20 protein-coding genes and 1 tRNA gene are annotated in these 25725 nt (G+C 70.3%); 14 read left to right on the forward strand and 7 right to left on the reverse strand.

Going from position 1 to position 25725, the window contains the following annotated elements; all coding sequences use genetic code 11:
• From metG to AB0I67_RS14690, 3 genes are read left to right on the forward strand one after another with little or no spacing between them, the layout of a single operon-like run.
• Nucleotides 1-1545 (forward strand): methionine--tRNA ligase, encoded by a 1545-nt coding sequence (gene metG, locus AB0I67_RS14680; protein WP_357923151.1) that lies wholly within the window; start codon nucleotides 1-3, stop codon nucleotides 1543-1545.
• A 2-nt stretch (nucleotides 1546-1547) separates the two neighbouring features.
• On the forward strand, nucleotides 1548-2360 hold the full coding sequence (locus tag AB0I67_RS14685) for a TatD family hydrolase (RefSeq protein WP_357923153.1): 813 nt from the start codon (nucleotides 1548-1550) through the stop codon (nucleotides 2358-2360).
• A gap of 58 nt (nucleotides 2361-2418) precedes the next feature.
• The gene (locus tag AB0I67_RS14690; RefSeq protein ID WP_357923155.1) at nucleotides 2419-3309 is read left to right on the forward strand and encodes a ubiquitin-like domain-containing protein; all 891 of its coding nucleotides are present in this window, start codon (nucleotides 2419-2421) and stop codon (nucleotides 3307-3309) included.
• Nucleotides 3310-3388: 79 nt separating this feature from the next.
• On the opposite strand, the gene AB0I67_RS14695 is transcribed toward AB0I67_RS14690, so the two are convergent.
• Nucleotides 3389-4582, reverse strand: a complete 1194-nt coding sequence (locus tag AB0I67_RS14695; RefSeq protein WP_357923156.1) for a hypothetical protein — start codon at nucleotides 4580-4582, stop codon at nucleotides 3389-3391.
• Entirely contained in the window at nucleotides 4579-6606 is a 2028-nt protein-coding gene (locus AB0I67_RS14700) for a protein kinase (protein ID WP_357923322.1), read from the reverse strand. Before AB0I67_RS14700 ends, AB0I67_RS14695 begins: the two co-directional genes overlap by 4 nt.
• Before the next feature lie 90 nt (nucleotides 6607-6696).
• Between AB0I67_RS14700 and rsmA the strand changes: the two genes are divergently transcribed.
• From rsmA to AB0I67_RS14720, 4 genes are all read left to right on the forward strand, one after another.
• Nucleotides 6697-7539: a 16S rRNA (adenine(1518)-N(6)/adenine(1519)-N(6))-dimethyltransferase RsmA gene (rsmA, locus tag AB0I67_RS14705; RefSeq protein ID WP_357923157.1), complete on the forward strand. Its 843-nt coding sequence runs from the start codon at nucleotides 6697-6699 to the stop codon at nucleotides 7537-7539.
• A gap of 953 nt (nucleotides 7540-8492) precedes the next feature.
• Nucleotides 8493-10022, forward strand: a complete 1530-nt coding sequence (locus tag AB0I67_RS14710) for an NlpC/P60 family protein (protein WP_357923323.1) — start codon at nucleotides 8493-8495, stop codon at nucleotides 10020-10022.
• A 424-nt stretch (nucleotides 10023-10446) separates the two neighbouring features.
• Nucleotides 10447-11355: a 4-(cytidine 5'-diphospho)-2-C-methyl-D-erythritol kinase gene (locus AB0I67_RS14715; RefSeq protein ID WP_357923159.1), complete on the forward strand. Its 909-nt coding sequence runs from the start codon at nucleotides 10447-10449 to the stop codon at nucleotides 11353-11355.
• A gap of 575 nt (nucleotides 11356-11930) precedes the next feature.
• The gene (locus AB0I67_RS14720) at nucleotides 11931-13745 is read left to right on the forward strand and encodes an ABC-F family ATP-binding cassette domain-containing protein (RefSeq protein ID WP_357923161.1); all 1815 of its coding nucleotides are present in this window, start codon (nucleotides 11931-11933) and stop codon (nucleotides 13743-13745) included.
• A 177-nt stretch (nucleotides 13746-13922) separates the two neighbouring features.
• Here AB0I67_RS14720 and AB0I67_RS14725 read toward each other — a convergent pair whose 3' ends face one another.
• The gene (locus AB0I67_RS14725) at nucleotides 13923-14414 is read right to left on the reverse strand and encodes a MarR family transcriptional regulator (RefSeq protein WP_357923163.1); all 492 of its coding nucleotides are present in this window, start codon (nucleotides 14412-14414) and stop codon (nucleotides 13923-13925) included.
• Between the two features lie 57 nt (nucleotides 14415-14471).
• On the opposite strand from AB0I67_RS14725, the gene AB0I67_RS14730 reads away from it, so the two are divergent.
• The 3 genes from AB0I67_RS14730 to AB0I67_RS14740 are packed head-to-tail and all read left to right on the forward strand — an operon-like array spanning nucleotide 14472 to nucleotide 17090.
• On the forward strand, nucleotides 14472-15239 hold the full coding sequence (locus AB0I67_RS14730) for a trans-aconitate 2-methyltransferase (RefSeq protein ID WP_357923165.1): 768 nt from the start codon (nucleotides 14472-14474) through the stop codon (nucleotides 15237-15239).
• The gene (locus AB0I67_RS14735; RefSeq protein ID WP_357923167.1) at nucleotides 15236-15583 is read left to right on the forward strand and encodes a VOC family protein; all 348 of its coding nucleotides are present in this window, start codon (nucleotides 15236-15238) and stop codon (nucleotides 15581-15583) included. Before AB0I67_RS14730 ends, AB0I67_RS14735 begins: the two co-directional genes overlap by 4 nt.
• A gap of 52 nt (nucleotides 15584-15635) precedes the next feature.
• Nucleotides 15636-17090 (forward strand): CYTH and CHAD domain-containing protein, encoded by a 1455-nt coding sequence (locus tag AB0I67_RS14740; protein ID WP_357923169.1) that lies wholly within the window; start codon nucleotides 15636-15638, stop codon nucleotides 17088-17090.
• 49 nt (nucleotides 17091-17139) lie between these two features.
• Here AB0I67_RS14740 and AB0I67_RS14745 read toward each other — a convergent pair whose 3' ends face one another.
• From AB0I67_RS14745 to AB0I67_RS14760, 4 genes are read right to left on the reverse strand one after another with little or no spacing between them, the layout of a single operon-like run.
• Complete coding sequence (locus tag AB0I67_RS14745; RefSeq protein WP_357923171.1) at nucleotides 17140-17952, reverse strand: NUDIX hydrolase; 813 nt, start codon at nucleotides 17950-17952, stop codon at nucleotides 17140-17142.
• The gene (locus AB0I67_RS14750; RefSeq protein WP_357923173.1) at nucleotides 17942-20002 is read right to left on the reverse strand and encodes an RNA degradosome polyphosphate kinase; all 2061 of its coding nucleotides are present in this window, start codon (nucleotides 20000-20002) and stop codon (nucleotides 17942-17944) included. The genes AB0I67_RS14745 and AB0I67_RS14750 overlap by 11 nt, the downstream gene beginning before the upstream one ends.
• A 54-nt stretch (nucleotides 20003-20056) precedes the next feature.
• A complete protein-coding gene (locus AB0I67_RS14755) occupies nucleotides 20057-20998 on the reverse strand; it encodes a TetR/AcrR family transcriptional regulator (protein WP_357923175.1) in 942 nt (313 codons plus the stop codon).
• A gap of 37 nt (nucleotides 20999-21035) precedes the next feature.
• The gene (locus AB0I67_RS14760; RefSeq protein ID WP_357923177.1) at nucleotides 21036-21974 is read right to left on the reverse strand and encodes a fatty acid desaturase; all 939 of its coding nucleotides are present in this window, start codon (nucleotides 21972-21974) and stop codon (nucleotides 21036-21038) included.
• Nucleotides 21975-22232: 258 nt separating this feature from the next.
• Between AB0I67_RS14760 and AB0I67_RS14765 the strand changes: the two genes are divergently transcribed.
• The 4 genes from AB0I67_RS14765 to AB0I67_RS14780 all read left to right on the forward strand — a co-directional run bounded on the left by AB0I67_RS14765 (nucleotide 22233) and on the right by AB0I67_RS14780 (nucleotide 25722).
• A tRNA-Gln gene (locus AB0I67_RS14765) sits at nucleotides 22233-22307 on the forward strand.
• 132 nt (nucleotides 22308-22439) lie between these two features.
• On the forward strand, nucleotides 22440-23906 hold the full coding sequence (glmU, locus tag AB0I67_RS14770) for a bifunctional UDP-N-acetylglucosamine diphosphorylase/glucosamine-1-phosphate N-acetyltransferase GlmU (protein ID WP_357923179.1): 1467 nt from the start codon (nucleotides 22440-22442) through the stop codon (nucleotides 23904-23906).
• A 34-nt stretch (nucleotides 23907-23940) separates the two neighbouring features.
• A complete protein-coding gene (locus AB0I67_RS14775) occupies nucleotides 23941-24918 on the forward strand; it encodes a ribose-phosphate diphosphokinase (RefSeq protein ID WP_357923180.1) in 978 nt (325 codons plus the stop codon).
• A gap of 168 nt (nucleotides 24919-25086) precedes the next feature.
• On the forward strand, nucleotides 25087-25722 hold the full coding sequence (locus AB0I67_RS14780; protein ID WP_357923182.1) for a 50S ribosomal protein L25/general stress protein Ctc: 636 nt from the start codon (nucleotides 25087-25089) through the stop codon (nucleotides 25720-25722).
• Nucleotides 25723-25725: the final 3 nt, after the last annotated feature.

The following is a 25725-nucleotide window of genomic DNA, read 5'->3' on the forward strand; positions in this document are numbered from 1 at the left end:
ATGGCCGCCTACTACGTCACGACGCCGATCTACTACGTCAACGACGCCCCGCACCTGGGCCACGCGTACACGACCGTGGCGGGTGACGTGCTGACCCGCTGGCACCGCCAGCGCGGCGAGGACGTGTGGTTCCTGACCGGCACCGACGAGCACGGCCAGAAGATCATGCGCACCGCCGACGCGAACGGCGTCACCCCGCAGGAGTGGGCCGACAAGCTGGTGGCCGAGGCCTGGCGCCCCCTGTGGGAGCACCTGGAGATCGCCAACGACGACTTCATCCGCACCACCGAGCCGCGGCACACCCAGCGCGTGCAGGAGTTCGTCCAGGACCTCTACGACAAGGGCGAGATCTACAAGGGCAGCTACACCGGCCCCTACTGCGTGGGCTGCGAGGAGTTCAAGTCGCCCGGCGAACTGCTCGAAGGCGACCTGTGCCCGATCCACAAGCGCCCGGTGGAGTGGCTGGAGGAGGACAACTACTTCTTCAAGCTCTCCGAGTACGGCCCGCGCCTGCTGGAGTTCTACGAGAACAACCCGACCTTCATCCAGCCGGCCTCCGCCCGCAACGAGGTCGTGCAGTTCGTGAAGTCGGGCCTCCAGGACCTGTCGATCTCCCGCTCCAGCTTCGACTGGGGCATCCCGATCCCGTGGGACGGCAAGCACGTCATCTACGTGTGGGTCGACGCGCTGCTCAACTACGCCACCGCCGTCGGCTACGGCTCCGACCAGGAGAAGTTCGACCGCGTCTGGCCGGCCGACGTGCACCTGGTGGGCAAGGACATCCTGCGCTTCCACGCGGTGATCTGGCCCGCGATGCTCATGGCCCAGGGCCTGCCGCTGCCCGGCCGCGTCTTCGCCAACGGCTGGCTGATGGTCGGCGGCGAGAAGATGAGCAAGTCCAACCTGACCGGTATCTCGCCGCGCCAGCTCACCGAGCACTTCGGCGTCGACGCCTACCGCTACTACTTCCTGCGCGCGATCCCGTTCGGCCAGGACGGCTCGTTCTCGTGGGAGGACTTCTCCGCCCGCTACACCTCCGAGCTGGCCAACGACTTCGGCAACCTGGCCTCCCGGGTGGCGGCGATGGTGGGCAAGTACTTCGACGGCAAGCTGCCCGCCCCGGCCGCCGAGACGCCGGAGATCTCCGGCGCGCTGGCCACCGCGGTCACCAACGCCGACCGGGCGATCGGCGACGACCTCGACTTCGCCGGCGGCCTGGCGCACATCTTCGACTTCGTCCGCAAGGTCAACCTCTACCTCTCCGAGCAGGAGCCGTGGAAGGTGGCCAAGGACGACTCGCCCGAGGGGCGGGCCAAGCTGGCGACCATCCTCTACACCGCCGCCGAGGCGCTGCGCGGCGTCGCCGTGCTGCTCAACCCGGTGATGCCGGCGACGGCCGAGAAGTTGTGGGTCTCGCTGGGCGCCGAGGAGCACCTCGGGCCGCTCGCCAAGCAGCGGATCGCCGAGGCGGGCACGTGGGGCCGGCTGCCCGAGGGCGCGACCGTGACGAAGGGGGAGATCCTCTTCCCGCGCCTGGAGAGCTGAGCATGTTCGACTCCCACTGCCATCTCGACATCATGGTCGGCAACCGGCAGGCCTCCTCGGGCGACCCGGTCGCCCAGGCCGCGCAGGCCGCCGCCGCGACGGTGGAGAGCATCGTGGCCGACGCCCAGGCGGCGGGGGTGGCCCGGCTGGTCACGATCGGCTACGACCTGCCGTCCTCGCGATGGAACGCCGACGTGGCCGAGGTGCACCGCGACGTCTACGCCGGGGTGGCCATCCACCCCAACGAGGCGTTCGCCGCGACGCCCGCGGTGCTGACCGAGATCGAGGAGCTGGCGCGGCTGCCCAAGGTCAGGGCGGTGGGGGAGACCGGGCTCGACTACTACCGCGACTGGGCGTCCAAGGACGACCAGCACGCGAGCTTCCGGGCGCACATCGAGATCGCCAAACGGACGGGCAAGGCGCTGGTCATCCACGACCGGGACGCGCATGACGACGTACTGGCGGTGTTGAAGGCGGAACAGCCCCCCGAGGTCGTCATTTTTCATAGTTACTCGGGCGATGCGGACATGGCACGGCAGTGCGCCGAGGCCGGATATTTCATGTCTTTCTCCGGGCCGGTGACCTACAAGAACGCCGGATCACTCCGGGAGGCCGCCGCGGTGGCGCCCCTGGAGCTGATCCTCGTCGAGACCGACTCGCCGTACCTCCCGCCCGTCCCGTATCGGGGCAAACCCAACACCCCCGCCTACCTCCCGTTGATCGCGAGCTGCTTGGCCGAGGTCAAGGGCATCTCAGTCGAGGTGCTCGGCGAGGCGGTCAACACCAACGGGATCACCGCCTTCGGTAGCTGGTAGGCATCTTTCGGTGAACCGGTTGTGACGCTGGGTGAGCGAGCCCTAGCGTTCTCGCCCTATGAGCGGAACGAGACGCAAGCCGCGCGCCCGTAGCCCCTGGCTGGGGCCCTGGGCTCTGCTGTCGTACGGCGCGGCGGCCCTGCTGGTCACCGCCGGGACGACCGCCCTCAGCATGGGCAAGGAGATCCAGCTCGTCGTCGACGAGCGGGTCACCGCCATGCGCACCTCCGCCGGGACGGTCTTCGAACTGCTCGACGAGGCCGACATCTCGGTGGGGCCGCACGACTACGTCAGCGCCGCGCGGCAGGGCGAGCTCGAGGACGGGGCCCGCATCGAGATCCGGCGTGCCCGGCGAGTCGAGGTGGTGGTGGACGGCGAACCGGTCACCGGGCACGTCACCGCCGACGACGTGGGCGGCGCGCTGGAGCAACTGGACATCGGGCCCGGCCGGGTGTCGGCGCCCCGGACCAGCACGCTGCCGGTCTCCGGGCTGACCGTGTTCACCGAGCGCAAGGTGGAGCTGGTCAAGGGGGAGAACCGGAGCGTCATGTACACGACCGGGGCCTCGGTGCGGGAGGTGCTGAAGGAGAAGGGGGTCCGGCTCGGGCCCGGCGACCGGGTCACGCCCGCGCTGGACAGCTTCCCGAAGCAGGGGACGGTCATCCGGGTGATGCCCGTCGCGCCGGTGCCGCCGTCGGTGGCCCGGCTGAACTGGGCGGCGCTGGCGGAGTGCGAGTCGAAGGGGAACCCGCAGGCGGTCAACAGCGCGGGCGGGTACTACGGGCTTTACCAGTTCAGCCTGCCGATGTGGCGGGCCGTGGGCGGGACGCGGACGCCCATCGCCTGGCCGGAGGCCGAGCAGACCTACCGGGCGCAACTGCTGTACCAGCGGGTGGCCGGGCGGTGGCAGGGGCAGTGGCCCAACTGCGGCGGCCGGCTGTTCAGCTGAGCTCGCTGCGGTGTGTCGCCCGGCCCGGTGATGAGGTCGGCTTCGGTTGGGGGCAGGTGAAGTCGGCTTTTGGTCAGGGTCAGCCGAGGGCGGCGCCGAAGTCGGCTCCGGTGTCCGGCTGGATCGTCTCCCGCACGTCCGAGTTGCGCCCGAGCACCGCGACCGCCCCGTACGGCCCGCGATCCGGCATCCCGACCACCAGCCGGTTCCCGCTGAAGGAGACCGCGGCGCCCATCCGCCCCTCCGGCTCGGCCGGGCTGAGCGTCCGGTCGTTCTTGCCCGGCCCCACCACGCGGACCTCGCCCGTCCCCGGCACCCCGATCGCCAGCCGCCCGTCCGGTGACGCGGCCAGCGAGACCGCCCTGGGCTGGCGCAACTGGCTGGTCTGCTTCAGGTCGGCCCCGTAGAAGCGGATCACCCCCTCCTCGGGCGCGCTCACCGCCAGCCCGGCCTCGTCCGAGTACGCCAGCGCATAGCCGAACCGCGCGCCCGGGGGCAGGTCGGGCGCCTCCCACTTGGTGGCCGTGATCCGCTCGGCCAGCACGTCGTGGATCACCGACACCGAGCCGGTGTCGGCCTGGCCCTCGTCCACCTGCCGGCCCGCGCCGTCGTTGTTCTCGTACGGCACGCCGATCACCAGGCTGTTGTCCTTGGCGAAGGTCAGGGCCCAGCCGTACTGGTCGCCTGTCTCGCCGTTGCCGGGCACCTCGGGGGGCTCCTGGCTCAGCCTTCGCAGGGCGTCGACCTTGCCGGTGTACACCGCGCCCTGGTCCTTGGCGCTCGCCTCGTCCTCGTACGGCGCGCCGATGGCCACCAAGTCGCCCTTGGCGGCCAGGGACCAGCCGAAGTGCGCGTCGGGCTGGGGGGAGGTGGCCACCAGGCGGCTCGGGGGGTCGGTGGCTCCGCCGTACAGGACGTAGACCGCGCCCGCGTCCCGTACGCCGTCGACGTCCGCGTACGGGGCGCCGACCAGGACGTCGGCGCAGCCGTCACCGTTGAGGCTGGCCAGCCGTACCGTCCAGCCGTAGCCGTCGCCCTCGGCCAGCTCGGGGGCGGGCAGGGCGACCGCCTTGCCGGCCGACAGCAGGTAGGCCGCGCCCGGGCCGGCGAACGGGTCACCGACCACCGCATCCTCGACCCCGTCCCCGTCGTGGTCGTCTACGGTGGTGGTGTCACACGCGGCACCCCGCTGGGCCGCCTGGGCGGACGCGGGGTGGAACGGGGGCAGCGCGAGCAGCAGCATGGCCGCGACGATCACGGTGGAGCGGGTCACAGGCGCACCTCGATCTGCCGGCTGCCGTCCGGCGTGGTCGCGGACAGTCTGGCGGCCTTACGGTACGGCGCGAGGTCGAAAACGAACACCCCGTCCAGCCGGCCTCCCGGAACGATCGTCGCCGGCAACTCCACCGAAACCGGCTCATGTCCCGCTTCTTGGTCATCGATCAGGCTGACCGTGGGTTTGCCCAGCGGCCTGGCCGTCCCACTCGGATTGATCAACGTCCACCTGACCACGCAGAGCTGGCCGTTGCTGGACGTGACCTCCTCATAGCTGGTCAGCCCACACTCCGCCCGCCCGGTGACGATGAGCTGCAACGCATCGACCTCATCGCCGAGCGCGTAACGCCGCCCGACATCACTGCTCGGAACAACCTGCCCGGGCGTCGACACACCGGTCGAGGCCCTGGGCGTCGTCGTGGTGGTCGGCTTCGTCGCCGTGATCAGGATCGCCCCCGTGACCGCCAGCGCCGCCAACGCGGCCCCCGCCGCGATCAACCACCGCGCACTCAGCGACTTCGCGGCCGGCTCGGCGGGACTGGTGTGATCCTCCTCGGACGGCACCCTGGTGCCCTCCACCCCCGCCCCCACCTGCCACGGCACCACCTGCGGCACCCACTCCCCAGGCTGCGACCCCGGCTCCACCTGCGGCGCCCAGCCGCCGGGCTGCGACCCGCGCTCCGCCTGCGGCGCCCAGCCCCCCGGCTGGGACCCTTGCCCCGGCTCCACCTGCGGCGCCCAACCCCCCGGCTGGGACCCTTGCCTCGGCTCCACCTGCTGAGGCCCGCTTCCCTGGTGTCGGGTTCCGGGCGCCTGCCCCCCTTCTTCCTGGTAGACCCCCCGCCCAGCCGCAGAGTCCCGCTCGGCCGGCCGCTCCCCGGGCCGCGACCCCTCCTTGGACCCGCCTGGGACTCCCTCATCCAGCCCGGCGTCCACAGCCCCCGCACCACCCGCCAGCGGCCCGGCCACCTCCTGGAACTCCTGCTCCAACGCCGCCCGCTCGGCCCGCTCCCGCTCCCGCCGCTCCTGCCGCCGCCGAAGCACCCCACCCTTACGCTGTGGCTCCCCCTCCCCGGCCGCCCCGGAGGCAGCCGAATCGGGCCCTTCCACCACGTTCTGCGGCGGCTGCCACGACTGATGCAACATCTCCGTCGCGATCACCGTAGGCGGATCGGCAGCCACCTCCCGCCGCACCGGCCCCCCGCCCCCGACCAGCGCAAGCACCAACTCCTGCGCCGTAGGCCGCTCGCCAGGCTCCTGCCCGGTCGCCTGCCGTACGAGCTCATTGAGCGGAGCCGGAAGCGCCCCCAGATCAGGCTCGGTGTTCAGCACCCGAGTGGCCAGGGTGATCACATCCCCCCGCCCATACGGATGCCGCCCGTTCCCGGCATAAGCCACCACACACCCCCAAGCGAACACATCCGCCGCAGGCGTGATCGGTAACCCCCGTACCTGCTCAGGAGCCCACCAACCCGGACTCCCCAGCAACTCCCCGGACAAGGTGAACCCGGTCTCCCGATCCAACGCCCGGGCGATCCCGAAGTCGATCACCCGAGGCCCGGAGAGCGAAAGGATGACATTCGCCGGTTTGAGATCCCGATGCACCAGCCCGGCGTTGTGGATCGCCGCCAGCGCCGCCGCCACCCCCAGCGCCACCCCGTGCAGCGTCCCCGCGTCCAGTTGCCCGAACCGGGCGATCTGCTCCGACAGCGGGGTGCCCGCGATGTACTCCGTGACCATGTACGGCCGGCCGTCGTCGGCGTTGCCGTTGTCCAGCACCTCGGCCGTGCAGAACGACGCCACCCGGCGTGCGTTCTCCACCTCCGCGTGGAAGCGCGCGGCGAAACCCTGCTGGTTCGCGTACTCCGCTTTGACCACCTTCACCGCGACAAGTCGCCCCACGGGAGCCCTTGCCAGGTACACCGTGCCCATGCCGCCTTCGCCCAGCCGGCCGAGCAGGCGATACGGCCCGATCTCCCGCCGATCCGTCGGCCGGAGCGGCGCGGCACCCGTTGGATCCATCGGGGAAGTCCCTTCGTCGTCCACAACCACCCTCCCCTCGGCCATCGCAGGTAGTTCGGTGCGGGAGACTGGATGGATGAGGGGAACAGTATGAGTCTGCTCGGTCCCGTGGAAATACGTAATTTGGCGCAGAGGCTGGATCTTCGTCCCACGAAGCGGCTGGGTCAAAACTTCGTGATCGACGGCGGCACGGTGCGCAAGATCGTCCGTACCGCCGAGCTCGCGGAGTCCGACGTCGTGCTCGAGGTCGGACCGGGCCTCGGCTCGCTCACGCTAGCGCTGCTCGACGAGGTCTCGCGAGTCGTCGCCGTCGAGATCGACCCGGTGCTCGCGCGGCAGCTCCCGATCACCGTCGCCGACCGTGGCCTGAGCGACCGGCTCACCGTCGTCGAGGCCGACGCCATGCGCGTCCACGCCGACGACCTCGCCGGCCACCAGCCCACCGCGCTCGTGGCCAACCTGCCGTACAACGTCGCCGTGCCCGTCGTCCTCCACCTTCTCGCGGAGCTCCCCTCCCTCCGCAAGGGCCTGGTCATGGTTCAGGCCGAGGTCGCCGACCGCCTCGCCGCCCGTCCCGGCTCCAAGGTGTACGGCGTGCCGTCCGTCAAGGCCGCCTGGTACGCCGACGTCCGCCGCGCCGGCCCCGTCGGCCGTACCGTCTTCTGGCCTGTCCCCAACGTCGACTCCGGCCTGGTCTCCATGGTCCGCCGTGACCCGCCCACCACCACGGCCACCCGTGCGGAGGTCTTCGCCGCCATCGACGCCGCCTTTGCCCAGCGCCGCAAGACCCTCCGTGCCGCCCTCTCCACCTGGGCCGGCACCGCCGCCCGCGCCGAACAGGCCCTCCGCGCCGCCGGCGTCGACCCTTCCCTGCGCGGCGAACAACTCGAGGTCACCGACTTCGCCCGCATCGCCGAACACAAACCCACCTAACCCCGGCCACCCCACCCCCTCCCAGTCCCGTCCCGGGAGACTCCCCGGCCCCTTCCCGGGCCCGCCTCCACCCCCGGGTCCGCCTCCACCCCCGGGTCCGCCTCCACCCCCGGGTCCGCCTCCACCCCCGGGTCCGCCTCCACCCCCGGGTCCGCCTCCACCCCCCCGGGACCGCCTCACCCTCCGGGGACGGGGGCGTCAACGCCCGATCTCCCAGGCTGTCCCCCACCCATCGCGGGCCCCCTCCGCAGTGCTCACCCTCGCCCCCTCCCCATCCGCAATCCCGCCGTCCACCGGCCGCCGCCACCCACGATCCGCCCGCCACCCGATGCCCAGCCCGGTCACCACCCGCCACCCGATGGCAGCCGCCGCCCGCCGCCCGCCGCCCGGCGCCGTAGCCCAGCCCGGTCACCATCCGTCACCCGGGGGCAGCCGCTGCCGCCGCCCGCCGCCCTAGCCCAGCACTGGCCACTGGCAACCGAAGCCCCAAACCGTGTCGCCCCCGGTCACCCAGAGCTCGGTGTCGCCGCCACCCACCCAGTCCGCCCAATGTGGCGCCACGGATGGCGGCCGGATGCCCGTCCTAAGCCCGCTCGGTTGTCCATGCCCCAGGCACACTCCCACGCCCGAACCCGGGCTTCCTCGCTGCTCGTAGCGACAGCCCCACCCCAGCCACACCCCCGCCTCCCGAGCGCCAGAGCTGCCTCCTGAGCGCCAACGCCGCCTCCCCAATGCGGCCACCCATCGCAAAGCTCGGCGAGCTGTCTCCCGGACCGAGCGCGGTCACGAGCGATATCCACAGCCCTCGCCCCACCGCCACCCTCATCCACAGAACGCCGTTCACCGCTGCGGCCCCGCTCGCCCCCCATCACATCCTGGCCTCCTCAATTCGCTCTCACTTTCGAGGAGACCCAATGCCCGCCTTCCCAGCCCTCCTGACCATCAGCGGAGGCATGCTCGCCACCCTCACCGCCCTCCCCATCCCACCAGCGACCGCAGCCCCCTCCCAGCCAACGCCATGCCAGGGCACAGTCACCCTCCCCAGCGCCTACGCCCCCCTCTTCGACAGCCCCACCCCCACCCCCGTCACCCACGTGAAGATCCCCCTCACCCTCCCTCCCGCCGCCTGCCACCCCGCCTACGCCGCAGCCCTATCCAAAGCCGGCATAACCCTCACCTCCACCCCACCCAAACCGACACCCCCGCACTCCGCCCCGCCCTTCGACCCCACCCAATCGCCGTCGACCCACACAAGCCCCTCCTCACCCCTAGCCGACCTCGCCTCGGCCCCGACTGGTTCCCTCTCGGCCTCAAGGGATGACTTGTCGACCCCAACAAGCCCCTCCACCGCCTCTGCGGAACCACCCTCCACCGCCCTCGGGGAACCGCCCTCAGCCCCTAAGAACCCACCCACCACCCGCAGCCAGCCACCCGCCAATCACGCCGCCCACCCCAACAACAGAGCCGAACCGCTCACAACCCACCCGTCTACCCCCTCAACCCCATCCCGCCGAGCCGTCCAGTGGACCCACACCCGAGCCCACCCCCCGACCTGGCCCGCCTTGCTAGCCCGCTGGACCACCAACCACGCCTGGCCCACCCCGCCCCTTCCCTCCAGCCCCCGAGGTTCCGACCGGTGGGTCACCAACTGGCCGGGCGCGGATCGCCCGGGCTTCCACCGGCCGGACGTCGATTGGCCCGGCTCGGACCGCCCAGGCTTCGACCGATGGGATGTCGACTGGCCTGTCCTGGATCGACCCAGCGCGGGTCTGCCGGACCTGGACCGATCCGGACCGAAGCGCCCGAATCCCAAGCGCCCGACCCCAGGCCGCCCGACCCCCGGCCACCCGAACCCGGAGCGCCCGACCCCAGGCCGCCCGACCCCCGGCCACCCGAACCCGGAGCGCCCGACCCCAGGCCGCTCGACCCCCGAGCGCCCGAACCCCGACCACCCGAACCCCGAGCGCCCGAACCCGGGCCGCCCCAGCTCCGACCACCCGAACCCCGACCGCCCAGCCCCCAAACGCCCCACCCCTCACCGCCCCGCCAAGCCCCCCGCACCCCCAAGCCTCTCCAAGGGCGACCGAGCAGCCTCCGCCGCTCTCACCAAGCTCGGCATCCCCTTTTCCTGGGGCGGTGGCTCCTCCACCGGTGCCACCCGCGGCATAGGCCGAGGCGCCAGAACGGTCGGCTTCGACTGCAGCGGCCTCACCCTCTACGCCTGGTCCAAGGCCGGCGTGAAGCTGGGCCACTACACCGGCACCCAATTCCGCCAAGGCCGCCGTGTCTCCATCCGCGACCTCCGCAAGGGCGACCTCGTCTTCTTCGGCGGCGGCCAGGGCGACCCCACCCACGTCGGCCTCTACCTGGGCGGCGGCGTCATGGTCCACGCCCCCAGGACCGGCGACTACGTGAAGAAGACCCAGTTCCTCAAGTCCAGGTACTTCCGCCCCATCTACCGCGGCGCCGTCCGCCCCGGCTAACCACCGCTTCCGATAGCCCTCGTCCGCTGTCTGGTGGTGGTCGGTCTGCCTGGCAATCCACCGGCCTGGCCGTCCGCCTGCCAGTCGTCCACCGACCTGGTCACCCGCCCGATCAGGCGATGGAGGGCGCCCCGTACCGGCGAGAGCAGTCCGTTCCGACCCACGCCGACACCCGGCTCTTGACGTTCGGCTCCCGTAGCCCGGGCCCCGAAGTCCAAGTCCAGCCCTAGGGTCCGGCCCCTCGGCGTCGGAACTGCATGGCACCGGGAGGGGCCGGGGAAAGGTAAAGAAGGCTTCGCATTTAGCTCTCACGCAGGCAATCGCCGCAGTTCGGATGGGGTTTGTTGCGGGGAATGCCTGCCGTGGGAACGGTCCCCGATACGATCAGAAGCCTTCGAATCGCTGGGATGAGAGTAGAAGAACGATGAGCTCGGTGACCGTACGGGTGCCCGCCAAGGTCAACGTCCAACTGGCCGTGGGACCGCTACGGGATGACGGCTACCACGACCTGGTGAACGTCTTCCACGCTGTCTCGCTCTTCGACGAGGTGGTCGCCAAGGAGTCCGAGGCGGTCACGGTGCGAGTCGAAGGGGCAAACGTCGAGCAGGTGCCGCTGGACGACAGCAACCTGGCGATTCAGGCGGCGCGGGCCCTGGCCAAGCATGCGGGGCGGACGTACGGGGTCGAGCTGATCATTCGGAAGGCGATTCCCGTGGCGGGCGGAATGGCTGGCGGCAGTGCGGATGCGGCCGGGGCGTTGGTGGCGTGCAACGAGCTGTGGGGGTTGGGGCTGCCGCGCGAGGATCTGATGGAGATCGCGGCTGATCTGGGGAGCGATGTGCCGTTCTCGCTGCTCGGGGGGACTGCGGTGGGGACGGGGCGGGGGGAGCAGTTGACTCCTGTGCCGGCTCGGGGGCGGTTTCACTGGGTGTTCGCGGTGGCTGACGGGGGGTTGTCCACCGCGACGGTGTATGGGGAGTGCGATCGGCTGCGGGAGGCTACCGGGGAGAAGGTGGCCTGGCCGCAGGTTAGTGAGCCGCTGCTGGCTGCGCTGCGGGAGGGGGATGCTGCGGGGCTGGGGGCGCTTCTGGCCAATGATCTGCAGCCGGCGGCGGTGATGTTGCGGCGGTCGCTCGCTCGGACGTTGGAGGTCGGGCAGGAGCTCGGGGCGCTTGGGGCCATCGTGTCCGGGTCTGGGCCGACCTGTGCGTTCCTGGCTGCTGGGGAGGAGCAGGCTGAGGAGTTGGCTGTGGCCTTGATGGGGGCTGGGGTTTGTCGTACGGCGGTTACGGCCTATGGAGAGGTGCCTGGGGCTCAGATCGTGGCCGCCTAGGTGGGTGAGAGCGCGTGGTCTGGTCAACCCGTTGATGGTGGGCGCCCGCGCACCGGGGTCCGGTCTGAGTGGTCTGGTGGCGGACCTCGCTGGCTAGCTGGCTAGCTAGCCGGCTCGTTGGCTTGAAGGATGGGCTGGACTGGCCATGGGGGCAGGAGGGCTCAGGCCGGGGCGGTGGTGCGGCTCGATGGTGGTTCCGGGGGCTGTGCGGTGGTGGGGCGCTTGGGGGCCAGCCGTGGGCGCGCAGGCAGGGGCTCAGCGGTGGGTGGTGCAGGCTAACTGAGCTCAGCGGTGTGTAGTGCCGGCTGGCTGGGATGAGCGGTGTGCGGTGCTAGCGGGCTGGAATAAGCGGTGGTGGTGCTGGAGGGCTGGGATAAGCGGTGTGTGGTGCTGGAGGGCTGGGGTCCAGGGATGGTGGTGCTGGCGGGCTGGGCTGAGCGGTGGTGACGTGGTGGGCTGGGGTTCAGTGGTGAGGCGTGCAAGCGGGGTGGGGCCTGGCGAGGGTGGTGTCGGCTCGGGCGGGGTGGGGCTGGGGGAGATGGGCGGTGTCGGGAGGCCGATACCCTTGGAGAGCCATGAATCTGGTCAATCTCGAGTCTGTTTCGCAAGCGTTCGGTCCCAAGCCGCTTCTCAGCGACGTCTCCCTCGGTATCGAGGCGGGCGAGCGCATTGGAGTGGTGGGCAGGAACGGCGGCGGCAAGTCCACGCTCATCGCGGTTCTAGCGGGCACCCTCAAGCCCGACAGCGGGCGGGTGACGCACACGAGGGGGACACGGATCGGGCTGCTGGCCCAGCGGGACGACTTCGATCCGGCGCAAGCCGTACGGGAGATCATCCTGGGGGATCGGCCTGAGCATGAGTGGGCCGGTGACCAGGGGATCCGGGAGATTCTGGCGAACCTGGTAGGGGACCTGGATCTTGACGCGAAGGCTGCCGAGCTGTCGGGTGGGGAGCGGCGGCGGGCGGCGCTGGCGAAGCTGCTGATCGACGAGCACGACCTGATCATGCTGGACGAGCCGACGAACCACCTCGACATCGAGGCGATCGCGTGGCTGGCCGGACATCTGGTGGCGCGGAAGTCGGCGCTTCTGGTGGTGACACACGACCGGTGGTTCCTGGACGCGGTGTCCACGCGGACGTGGGAGGTCGTGGACGGGCGGGTCGAGCGGTACGAGGGCGGGTACGCCGCGTACGTGCTGGCCAAGGCGGAGCGGGCCCGGATCGCGCAGGCGGCCGAGGAACGGCGCCAGAACCTGATGCGCAAGGAGATCGCGTGGCTGCGGCGGGGGCCGCCCGCGCGGACGTCCAAGCCGAAGTTCCGGATCGAGGCGGCACAGGCCCTGATCGCGGATGAGCCTCCGGTGCGGGACACGGTCGAGCTGCTGAAGTTCGCGAGCGCGCGGCTGGGCAGGACGGTGTACGACCTGGAGGATGTGACGCTGCACGCGGGCGGGCCGGGGAGCGGGCCGCTGGTGCTGGATCGGACGACGTGGCAGTTCGGGCCGGGTGACCGGATCGGGCTGATCGGGGTCAACGGGTCGGGCAAGTCGAGCGTGCTGCGGTTGCTCGCCGACCAGGTGCAGCCCGACTCGGGGCGCGTGGTCCGGGGGCGGACGGTACGGCTGGCGTACCTGTCGCAGGAGCTGGCCGAGCTGGACCCGACGCGGCGCGTGCTGGAGACCGTGGAGGAGGTGCGGAAGTACATCCAGGTCGGCAAGAAGGAGTGGAGTGCTTCGCAGCTCCTGGAGCGGCTCGGGTTCAAGGGCGACGCGCAGTGGAAGGTCGTCGGGGATCTGTCCGGCGGGGAGCGGCGGCGGCTGCAACTGCTGCGGTTGATCATGGATGAGCCGAACGTGCTGCTCCTGGACGAGCCGACGAACGACCTCGACATCGAGACGTTGAACGAGCTGGAGGACCTGCTGGACGGATGGCCCGGGACGCTGATCCTGGTGTCGCACGACCGGTACTTCCTGGAGCGGGTGACCGATCGGTCCGTGGCGCTGCTGGGGGATGGGCGGTTGTCCATGTTGCCCGGTGGGGTGGACGAGTACCTGGAGCGGCGGGCCGGGGGGAACGCGGTCACCGCTCGGGTGGCGGGGAAGGCCGCTGCCGGGGGTGGGGCTGTCTCTGAGGTGGTGGAGGCGCCTGGCCTGGATGCGGCGGGGTTGTCGGCCAAGGAGGAGCGGGAGCTTCGGAAGGAGCTCAACCGGTTGGAGCGGCAGCTCGACAAGCTTGGCGGGCAGGAGGCCAAGCTGCACGCGGCCATGGCGGATGCGGCCAGCGACTATGTGCGGGTGGGGGAGCTCGACGCGCAGTTGCGGGATGTGCTGGCGCAGAAGGATGCCGTTGAGGGCGAGTGGCTTGAGCTTGCGGAGCGGCTCGGGGAGTGAACAGCGGCTGCTCTGGCAGTGAGCCGTAGGACCTGAGGCCGGGCTCCTCTGGGTGGGGTGCGGGGGCCCCACCGGGGAGGCTGTGCGGGCGGCCAGGCCAGGTGGCCCAGAAGGTGGCTGCGGTAGGGGCCGGGGGCTCGTGAGGGTGGCCTGGGCTCGTGGGGGGCCCGGGGGCTGTCAGGTGTCGAAGGGGGCCAGGAGGGTGCGGAGGAGGTCGGCCAGGGAGCGCTGGTCGGCGGCGCCCAGGCCGGCCAGCAGTTCGCGCTCGCGGCGGAGCAGGTCGGAGAAGGCGGCGTCCACCCGCTCCAGCCCCTCGGGGGTGAGGGAGACGAGGACGCCACGGCGGTCCTCGGGGTCGGGGCGGCGGCGGACCAGTCCGGCCTGGGCCAGGCGGTCGATGCGGTTGGTCATCGTCCCGGAAGTGACCAGGGTGGCCCGCAACAGGGCCCCCGGCGAGAGCTCATAAGGCTTGCCCGCCCGGCGCAGGGCGGTGAGGACGTCGAACTCCCAAGGCTCGAGGTCGTGCTCGGCGAAGGCGGCACGACGGGCACGGTCGAGGTGCTTGGCCAGACGCGAGACCCGGCTGAGCACCTGGAGCGGCTCGACGTCCAGGTCGGGACGCTCCTGCCGCCAGGCGGAGACCAGCCGGTCGACCTCATCGGTGTTCATAGCGACAGAGTTTACTGTCTTGACGTCGAGATATCTCTCTTGATATCAATTATCTTCATGTCGAGAGATATCTGGGATCCGCAGGTCTACGCAACTTACGCCGACGAGCGCTCCCGGCCGTTCTTCGATCTTGTCAAAAGGATCGCCGCCGTGGAGCCGGAATACGTGGTCGACGCGGGCTGCGGTTCGGGCGAGCTGACCAGGACGCTGAAGGACCGCTGGCCCGACGCCGCGGTCCACGGGTTCGACTCCTCGCCGAAGATGATCGACAAGACGCCCGTGGACGTGGGTCTGACGTTCGAGGTGGCCGACGCGACGACCTGGCGCCCCGACCGCCCGGTGGACGTGCTGGTCTCGAACGCGCTGCTCCAGTGGGTGCCGACCCATCGCGAGCTGCTGGCCACCTGGGTGGGCCTGCTGGCGCCGAACGGCCGGCTGGCGTTCCAGGTGCCGGGCAACTTCGACGCCGACAGCCACCGGCTGATCAGGGAGATGTGCCAGGCCGGCCGGTGGCGGTCCAAGCTCGGCGACCTGCCGCGGGAGCGCCCGGTGGACGACCCGGTGGACTACCTCGACCGGCTGACCGGCCTCGGCTGCCGGGTGGACGCGTGGGAGACGACCTACGTCCACCTGCTGCAGGGCGAGGACGCGGTGCTCAAGTGGATCTCCGGCACCGCGCTGCGCCCGGTGTTCGACCGCCTGACCGAGGCGGAAGCGCAGGAATTCACCCAGGAGTTGGGCGAACAGCTCAACGCCGTCTATCCGCGCAAGCCGTACGGCACGGCCTTTCCCTTCCGGCGAATCTTCGTGGTGGCCGAGAAATGATCGTCGCATTCCATCATGTGCTCCTGGCCGCACCGGCCGGCAGCGAGCCGCGGCTCAGGGAGTTCTACGCGGGAATTCTCGGCCTGACCGAGGTGCCGAAGCCGCCTGAGCTCGCCAAGCGGGGCGGCGTCTGGTTCCGCGGTCCGGGGGTCGAGCTGCACCTCGGCATCGAGGAGGGCTTCGAGCCGCCCCAGAAGGCGCATTTCGCCTTTCTCGTCGATAATCTCGACGAACTCGCCCAGCTCATCCCCGGCGCCATTCCGGATGACCTTTTTCCGGGCTACCGGCGGATTTACGTCAAAGACCCGGTGGGGAATCGAATCGAGCTGCTCCAGCCCGTGTGATGTTCACCTTCGGGTGGCATGATTGTCCGAAATCAGCCGTCTAGGGGGTCTAGTGGGCATCGAGATCGAGGACAAGTTCGACGTACCGCCCGACTACCAGGTGCCGGATCTGAGCGGCCTGGCCGACCCGGTGCGGACGACGACCTACCAGCTCGTCGCCCTGTACTACGACACTCCCGACCTGCGGCTGGCCCGCCGGGGCATCACCCTGCGGCGGCGGCGCGGCGGCGCCGATCCCGGCTGGCATTTGAAGCTTCCCGCCGCCCGCGGCCGCCTGGAGATCGCCCGTCCGCTCACGCGGAGCGTGAAGGTCGTCCCGGAGGACCTGGCCGACCTGGTCGCGGGGTACACCCGCGGCGCGGACCTGCAGGTCGTCGCCGAGCTCGACACCAAGCGCACCGCCATCCGGCTCGGCAACCTGGTCGAGGTGGCCGACGACCGCGTCAAGGGCACGGCGCTCGGCCGCGAGCCGGTGCGCTGGCGCGAGGTCGAGGCCGAGGTGCTGGACGGCGACGAGAAGCTGCTGGCCAAGGTGGGCAAGCGGCTGCGCAAGGCCGGAGCCACGCCCGCGGCCGGAGCCAGCAAGCTCGCCCGGCTGCTGGAGCCCCAGCCTCTCGACCGGGTCGTCACCAAGTCCGGCAGCGCCGGCGAGGTCGTCATGGACTACCTGGGCACGCAGGTCGCCGCGGTGCTGTCCCAGGATCCCCGGGTACGGCAGGCGGAGAAGGACGCCGTCCACCAGATGCGGGTGGCGTCCAGGCGACTGCGGAGCGCGCTGAAAGCCTTCAAGGCGGTCATCACCGGCACCGACCACCTTCAGGACGAACTGCGCTGGCTCGGCCAGGTGCTGGGCGAGGCCCGCGACCTGGAGGTCATGCGCGCCCGTTTCGCCGGTCACCTGCGCGGGCTCGCGCCCGAGCTGCTCGCCGGGCCGGTCCAGGCCCGGCTTGGCGACGATCTGCACGGGCGTGAGCAGCAGGCCCATGGCCGGATCCGTGAGGCGATGCGCGGTGAGCGGTACTTCGCGTTGCTCGACGGGCTCGATCGGCTGCTGGCGGAGCCGGAGTTGAGCAAGCGGGCCGCCGCGCCGGCCACCGGCACGCTCAGGCGGGCCGCGGCCAAGGGGTGGGAGCGGGTGACGGAGGCCTACGACGAGGCTCAGGCGATCGAGGAGCCCGAGCGTCTGGAGCTGGCCATGCATGAGGTGCGTAAGGCGGCCAAGCGGGCTCGTTACACGGCTGAGGCGCTGAGTCCGGTGCTTGGCAAGCGGATGGCGGGGCTGGCGTCCGGGGCCAAGGCGATCCAGGAGGTGCTCGGGCGGCACCAGGATGGGGTGGTGGCGCAGGAGACCTTGCTCAAGGAGGCCGAGGTGGCTCGGCGGGCTGGGGAGGACACGTTCACGTACGGCCTGCTCATCGGGATCGAGCGGGCGCGGGCGGAGCAGGCGCACGCCGACTTTGCGGGGGTGTGGAAGAAGGCGGGCAAGAAGGTGGCCAAGTCGCTCTGAGCGCCGCACAAGAAGGCCGCCGCACCAGAAAGGACAGGAGGGGGCACAGTCAGGCGGTGTGGTGGCGCTCTTCGGCGATCACCCGGCCGTCGGCGCGGTGCCGTACGGCGAGCTCGCCCTTCTCCAGCCGCAGCCCCAGCAGCTCGCTCAGCACCTTCCCGTGCGTGGACAGCACGGCCGCCCCGGTGAGCGCGGCGACCAGGGCCGGGGTCTTGGCCGGGTCCATGCCCTCCTCGCTGAGCAGCGGCTCCAGGACCATGTCCGTGCTGTACGGCTCCAGCGTCTGCACGCACCGCAGGCTGGGCGAGCTCATCAGCAGTCCGGGGCCGTAGGCCGGCAGGATGCCCGCGAGCGTGCGCGCCTGGACGTGCCCCTGGGCGTCGAGCGGCCGCAGGTGGTCGGGCCCGTGCCAGGCCTCACGCGAGCCCGCGGTGCCGTGCCGTACGAAGATGAGCGGTTCGGAGGCGAGCGGCGCGGTGAGCAGCTCGCCGAGCAGGGCCCGGTCGCGGTCGTAGCTGAGCCGGTGGTGCGCCTGGTGCAGCGGCACCCACTTCAGGTCGTCGGCCTCGGGTCCGGGAGCGAAGTCGCCCGAGACGACGCGGGCCGACCAGTACCGCACCCGCTTGGGCCGGTCGAGGTGGAGGTAGTGGCTGGTGGGCAGGGGCCGGCCGAGCACGACGGTGAACCCGGTCTCCTCCTGCACCTCGCGCAGCGCGCAGGCCAGGTCGTGCTCGCCGGCCTTGGCCTTGCCCTTGGGGAAGGTCCAGTCGTCGTAGCGCGGCCGGTGGATGAGCGCGACCTCGGGAGCGTGCTCGTCGCCTCGCCAGACGACGGCGCCGGCCGCGCGGATCTCAGTTGTCAACGGTCCTCCACCGCCGGGTGCCGATCAGGTGGCTCTGCAGGTCGTCGCCGGGCTGGCGGGTCCAGGTGCCGTCGGAGTTGAGCCACCACGAGCTGGTGGTGTCGGCCATCGCGAGGTCCATGAGCTCGATCAGGTAGGCGCGGTGCTGCTGACCGGTGACCTTGACCAGGGCTTCGACCCGCCGGTCGAGGTTGCGGCGCATGAGGTCCGCGCTGCCGATCCACACCTCTGGACGCCTGCCCAGTCCGAACTCATAAATCCGGGAGTGCTCCAAAAACCGCCCCAAGATTGACCGAACGCGGATGTTCTCCGACAGGTCGGGGATGCCGGGTCGGAGCGTGCAGATGCCGCGCACCCAGAGGTCGACCGGCACGCCGGCCCGCGACGCCCGGTAGAGCGCGTCGATCATCTCCTCGTCGACCAGCGAGTTGGTCTTGATCCTGATCCTGGCCGGGCGCCCGGCCGACTGGTGGGCGATCTCCCGCTCGATCCGCGCGAGCAGCCCGCCGCGCAGCGAGTGCGGCGCGACCAGCAGCCGCCGGTAGGCCGAGTGGTTGCTGTAGCCGGTGAGGTGGATGAACAGGTCGGTGACGTCCTCGCCGACCAGCGGGTCGGAGGTGAGCAGCCCGAAGTCCTCGTAGAGGCGCGCGGTCTTGGGGTTGTAGTTGCCCGTCCCGATGTGGCAGTAGCGCCGCAGCTCGCCGTCGGCCTCCTGGCGCACGACCAGGGCCAGCTTGCAGTGCGTCTTGAGCCCGACCACGCCGTAGACGACGTGGCAGCCGGCCTTCTCCAGCTTGCGCGCCCATTCGATGTTGGCGTGCTCATCGAAGCGGGCCTTGATCTCGACCACCACCACGACCTGCTTGCCCGCCTCGGCCGCGTCGATCAGCGCGTCCACGATGGGGGAGTCGCCACTGGTCCGGTAGAGCGTCTGCTTGATCGCCAGCACGTCGGGGTCGGCGGCGGCGGCCTCGATGAAGCGCTGCACGCTGGTGGCGAAGGAGTCGTAGGGGTGCTGGACGAGCAGGTCGCGCTCGCGCAGCACGGCGAAGACGTCGTCCTCGGCGTGCACGGCCTCGGCGGGCACGAAGGGCCGGTAGCTGAGCTCGGAGCGGTCGAGGTCGGCGATGGCGTGCAGCCCACTGAGGTCGAGCGGGCCCTGGACCCGGTAGATCTCGTGCGGCGCCACGTCGAGTTCCTGGACCAGCAGGCGCAGCACCTCGGGGCTGATCGTCTCCTCGACCTCCAGGCGGACCGGCGGGCCGAAGCGGCGCTTGAGCAGTTCGCGCTCCAGGGCCTGCATGAGGTTCTCGGTCACGTCCTCGTCGACGTCGAGGTCCTCGTTGCGGGTGACGCGGAAGACGTGGTGCTGGACGATCTCCATGCCCTTGAAGAGCTGTCCGAGGTGGGCGGCGATGACGTCCTCCAGCGGGACGAAGCGCTCCTTGGAGGCGGCGACGAAGCGCGGGAGCTGGGAGGGCACCTTCACCCGGGCGAAGACGGTGTGGTCGTTGGCCGGGTTGCGCACCACGACGGCCAGATTCAGCGACAGTCCTGAAATATACGGAAAAGGGTGTGCGGGGTCGACGGCCAGCGGCGTGAGCACCGGCCGGATCCGCTCGCGGAACAGTTTGCGCAGCTCCGTGCGCTCCTCGCGAGCCAGGTCCTCCCACCGCACGATCTCGATGCCCTCGGCGGCGAGCTGCGGGCAGATGCGCTCGTGGAAGACGTCGGCGTGCCGCTTGGCCAGGCCGTCGGCGATGGTGCCGATGCGCGCCAGCTCCTCGCGCGGCTTGAGCCCGCTCTTGGTCCGCAACAACAACCCGGTGGCCATGCGGCGTTTGAGACCTGCCACCCGCACCCGGAAGAACTCGTCCAGGTTGCTGGAGAAGATGGCCAGGAAGCGCACTCGCTCTAGAAGGGGAAGCGAGGGATCTTCGGCCAGCTCCAGCACCCGTTCGTTGAACTGCAGCCAGCTCTCTTCCCGGTTGAGGAAGCGCTCCTGGGGCAGGGGCAGGTCATCTCCAGGGTGCAGCAGTTCCGCGGACATATTGGCTATATTGCCCAACTTCGTTGAACGGCACGTTAACTCCCGCTCAACGGATTACTCTGTCTGCCCCTCGACGACCGGTTCGATCAGTTGTTCCAGGGCCGGCTGCTCCGTGAGGATGCGCTCGACGGTGATCTGCTCGGCGCGTTCCTTGCCCGCGAGCCGGGCGGCGCGCTCGGCCAGCCGGGCCTCTCGCTGGCGCAGCTTCTCGGCGCGTTCCGCGGCCTTCTCCGCCTCGCGCAGTTGCCGCTCGCGCTCCTTCAGCGTGCGCTCGCGGGCCTTCTCCGCCTCGCGCTGCTCCTTGAGGCGGGCCTTCTCGGCCTCGCGGCGCTGGCGTTCGGCCTCGCGCGGGTCGAGCTCGGCGGCCGGCCGGGGCGGCAGCGTCCTGGGGATGTGGTTGCGGGTCGCGGCGGTGATCGCCGGGCTCGGGTTGAGTCCGGTCAGGCCGTTCCAGGCCAGGTTGACCAGGTGGGCCGCGACCTCCTCGCGGCTCGGCTTGCGCACGTCGAGCCACCATTGCCCGGTGAGGGCGACCATGCCGACCAGCATCTGCGCGTACATCGGCGCGAGCTTGGGGTCGTAGCCGCGGCTGACGAACTCGTCGGCCAGCACGTCTTCCACCTGGCTGGCGATCTCGCTGATCAGGCTGGCGAAGGTGCCGGTGCCGGAGGCGGCGTGCGAGTCGCGGACGAGGATCTGGAAGCCCTCGCTGCTCTCCTCGATGTACCGCAACAAGGCAAGGGCCGCGCGCTCCAGCTTGATGAGCGAGTGCGACGCGGCCAGCGCTTCGGTGATCATGCCCAGCAACTTCTGCATCTCGCGGTCGACGACGACCGCGTAGAGTCCTTCCTTACCGCCGAAATGCTCGTAGACCACCGGTTTGGAAACCTGTGCCGTCGCCGCCACCTCCTCTATGGAGGTGGCGTCGAATCCCTTTTCTGCGAAGAGCGAGCGGGAGATGCGGATCAACTGCTCCCGGCGCTCCCGACCGGTCATGCGTTTACGGGAGGTCACAGGTTCCATCATGCCGGTACTAGGAGATGCGCTTGGCGGCAAGGCGCTCCGCGGTGGGCCAGCGCACGTTGTAGGCCCAGCCCAGCTTCTCGAACATGCGGATCAGCTCGGCGGAGATGTCGAACTGGCCCTTGAGGGCGCCGTGGCGGGCGGAGGTGGGCTCGGCGTGGTGCAGGTTGTGCCAGGACTCGCCGAAGGACGGGATCGCGAGGATCCACACCTGGCGGGACTTGTCACGGGACTCGAACTGCTCGTCGCCGAAGACGTGGCAGATGGAGTTGATCGACCAGGTCACGTGGTGCAGCAGGCCGATGCGGACGAAGGAGGCCCAGAACAGCGCGGTGAAGGCGCCCCACCAGGACATGGTGACCAGGCCGCCGATGATCGCCGGGCCGAGGATGGAGAAGAGCGCGATCGGCAGGAAGGCCCGGTGCATCTTCATGATGTCGGGGTCCTTCATCAGGTCCGGGGCGTACTTCTCGCGGTTGGCGCGCTCGGCCTCGAACAGCCAGCCCATGTGGGCGTAGAGCAGGCCCTTGGTGAGGGCGCCGAAGCTGGTGCCGAAGCGCCACGGGGAGTGCGGGTCGCCGTCCTTGTCGGAGAACTTGTGGTGCTTGCGGTGGACGGCCACCCAGTCGAGGACGGACATCTCCAGGGAGAGGCTGCCCATGATGCCCAGGGCGATCTTCAACGGGCGCTTGGCCTTGAAGGAGCCGTGGGTGAAGTACCGGTGGAACCCGACGGTGACGCCGAGGCCGGAGAAGATGTAGAAGACGAACGCGATGATGACATCGGTCCAGGTCAGGCCCCATCCCCAGGCGAAGGGGACGGCCGCCGCGAGCGCGATCAGCGGGATCCCGACGACGAGACCGAAGACGACGAGTTCTGCCTTGGAGCGGCGGGACGGATCATGCTCGGGTTTCGGGGTCGGGGCCGGGCGTTCGACGGCGATGGTCATGGGCTACCTCTCACGACACAGATGGTGAAGTATGTCCGGGCTACGCAACCGTAACTTACGCCACCGTAGCTAAGGAACGGCTAAGAAGCGAATGTAGGGAAGGTGACGTTCTGTCCTGCCCCCTGATGTGCGTTCCATGCCTTGCCCAATTTCGGCTGGGCTGTTATAAGCCTGTCCAAGCGGCGAAGATCTCGGTCGGCTTGGGCGGTCGAAGGTCGGTAAGCTAGTTCCGGCACGCCGCGCGCGGCGTCCGATTGATCCCGGATCGTCTAATTGGCAGGACAAGTGGTTTTGGTCCACTTTGTAGGGGTTCGAGTCCTCTTCCGGGAGCCAACACGTTGCACGGGAGGCGGCGGGACGGCGCTGTGAGCGGGAAGGTATCCTCAGCGTGTCGGGAGGGTAGCCGTGCGGTAGCCGTACCGCACCAGATGCCCTGAACCGCCCAGTCACAGGGAGCCTCAGTCCGTGAGTGTGCCGCGCCCTAACCCGGTAAGCCCGGCCGCAGTGATCGTCCTCGCCGCAGGCGAGGGCACCCGGATGAAGAGCCAGACCCCCAAGGTCCTTCACGAGGTCTGCGGGCGCACGCTCGTGGATCACATGCTGGCCGCCGCCCGCGAACTCGACCCCGCCCAGCTCGTCGTCGTGATCGGTCACGCCCGCGAGCTCGTCGGCGGCCATCTGGCCGAGACCAGTCCCGACGCGCGGGCCGTCGTCCAGCGCGAGCAGCGCGGCACCGGCCACGCCGTACGCACCGTCCTGGAAGAGGTCGGCACGATCGCCGGCACCGTCCTGGTGACCTACGGCGACACGCCGCTGCTGCGCGGCGAGACCCTGGCCGGCCTGCTCGTACGGCACGCCGAGGACGGCAACGCGGTCACCGTGCTGACCGCCGAGGTCCCCGCGCCGACCGGCTACGGCCGGATCATCCGCGACGAGGCGGGCGCCGTGCTGGAGATCGTCGAGGAGAAGGACGCCACGCCCGCCCAGCGCGCCCTGCGCGAGATCAACTCCGGCGTCTACGCCTTCGACGGCCTGCTCCTGGCCGACGCGGTCAAGCGCGTCTCGACCGACAACGCCCAGGGCGAGGAGTACCTCACCGACGTGCTGTCCATCCTGCGCGAGGAGGGGCACCGGGTCGGCGCGCACGTGGCCGCCGACTACGTCGAGGTCGAGGGCGTCAACGACCGCGTCCAGCTCGCCTTCGCCCGCAAGGTGCTCAACCGGCGGTTGCTGGAGGCGCACATGCGCGCCGGTGTCACCGTGGTCGACCCCGAGAGCGTGTGGGTGGACGTCCAGGTCACGCTGGAGCCCGACGTCACCGTCTTCCAGAACACGCAGCTCCGCGGTGCTACGCACGCCGAGACCGGCGCCGAGATCGGCCCCGGCGCCACGCTGACCGACACGCGGGTCGGCCCGGGCGCCAAGGTGCGCAACGCGGTGTGCGAGAGCGCGGTCATCGGCCCCGAGGCGCAGGTGGGCCCGTACGCCTACCTCAGGCCCGGCGCGGAGCTCGGCGTGCGGGCCAAGGCCGGCACCTTCGTCGAGATCAAGAACAGCACGGTCGGCGACCGCTCCAAGGTCCCGCACCTCACCTACGTCGGCGACGCCACGCTGGGGGTCGACGTCAACGTCGGCGCCTCCACGGTGTTCGTCAACTACGACGGCGTCGACAAGCACCGCACCACGGTGCGCGACGGCGCGTTCATCGGCTGCGACACCTCCCTCGTCGCGCCGGTGACCGTGGGCGACGGCGCCTACACGGCAGCCGGCTCCGTCATCAACGAGGACGTCCCCCCGGGAGCGATCGGGGTGGCCAGGGCGCGTCAGCGCACCATCGAGAAATGGGTCTTGCGCAGGCGCGCGGGCACGAAGTCGGCCGCGGCGGCCCAAAAGGCGCTGGCCGAGCAAGAACAGCAGGAGAGTGGCACATGAGCAGGCTTGGAAGCGGGCACGGGAGCGTGGCCAGGTGACGAGCATCAAGCAGCCCGGTGAGAAAGAGCTGATGTTCTTCTCCGGCCGGGCCTACCCCGAGCTGGCCGAAGAGATCGCCGAGCACCTCGGCATCTCGCTCACCCCCACCAAGCTGGTCGACTTCGCCAACGGCGAGATCTACGCCCGCTACCTGGAGTCGGTGCGCGGCAGTGACGCCTTCGTCATCCAGTCGCACACCCAGCCCATCAACAAGTGGATCATGGAACAGCTCATCATGGTCGACGCGCTCAAGCGGGCCTCCGCCAAGCGCATCACCGTGGTCATGCCGTTCTTCGGTTACGCGCGTCAGGACAAGAAGGGCCGAGGCCGCGAGCCGATCACCGCCCGCCTGATCGCCGACCTGTTCAAGACCGCGGGCGCCGACCGGCTCATGTCGATCGACCTGCACACCTCGCAGATCCAGGGCTTCTTCGACGGCCCGGTGGACCACCTGTTCGCCATGCCGGTCCTGGAGACCTACCTCAAGGACCGGCTCGACCTGGAGAACACCACGGTCGTCTCGCCCGACACCGGCCGCGTGCGGCTGTCGGAGCGCTGGGCAGACAACCTCGGCACCCCGATGGCCTTCATCCACAAGCGGCGCGACCTCGACGTCGCCAACTCGGTGAAGGTCAACGAGGTCGTCGGCAAGGTGCGCGGGCGCACCTGCGTGATCATCGACGACATGATCGACACCGCGGGCACGATCTGCAAGGCCGCCGACGCCCTTTACGACCAGGGCGCGACCAACGTCATCGTCGCCGCCACCCACCCGGTCTTCTCCGACCCGGCGGTCGACCGGCTGAAGAACTCCCGCATCTCCGAGGTCATCGTCACCAACACGCTGCCGCTGCCCGAGGAGAAGAAGTTCGACAAGCTGACCGTGCTGTCGATCGCCCCGCTGATCGCCCGCGCGATCACCGAGGTGTTCAACGACGGCTCGGTCACCAGCATGTTCGAGGGCGCCGTCTAACCGGCCCTCCCGCCGTCCGGCGGCCGGCCTGAGCGGGCCGCCGGACGGCGCTGAGGTCGCCGTGGTCCGGGAGGGCGGGTAGCCTATACGGGTTGCGCTCGTAACGCCTTCCGCTAGGGCGGGTGAGGGGGAGCGCAGTCACCTTCCTTCGCATCCCTAGGAGATGTCGTGTCCGAAGTCAAGATCGCCGCTGAGACCCGCACCACGTTCGGCAAGGGCGCCGCTCGCAAGATCCGCCGCGCCGACAAGGTGCCCGCCGTCCTCTACGGCCACGGCATCGACCCCAAGCACCTCACCCTGCCGGGCCACGAGATCCTGCTCGCCCTGCGCACGCCCAACGTCCTGATCCGCCTCGAGGGTGACGGCATCGACGAGATGGCCCTGCCGAAGGGCGTCCAGCGCGACCCGATCAAGGGCTTCGTCGAGCACGTCGACCTGCTCCTGGTCAAGCGCGGCGAGAAGGTCACCGTCGACATCCCGGTGACCACCGTCGGCGACGTCAACTCCGAGGGCATCCTCGACCAGCAGCTCATGTCGATCTCGGTCGAGGCCGAGGCCACGCACATCCCCACCGGCATCGAGGTGGACGTCGACGGCCTCGAGGTCGGCACCCAGATCACCGCGGGCGACCTCAAGCTGCCCAAGGGCACCACGCTCGTGGCCGAGCCCGACACCCTCGTCCTGCACGTGACCGCCAAGCCGACCGCCGAGGAGGTCGACGAGGAGACCGGTGGCGAGACCGCCGAGGCCGCCGAGGAGGCCGCCGAGGGTGGCGAGACCCAGGAAGAGGCCGCGGCGGAGTAACTC

The organism is Nonomuraea sp. NPDC050310 (assembly GCF_040655795.1).
In the GTDB taxonomy this organism is placed as follows: Bacteria; Actinomycetota; Actinomycetes; order Streptosporangiales; family Streptosporangiaceae; genus Nonomuraea.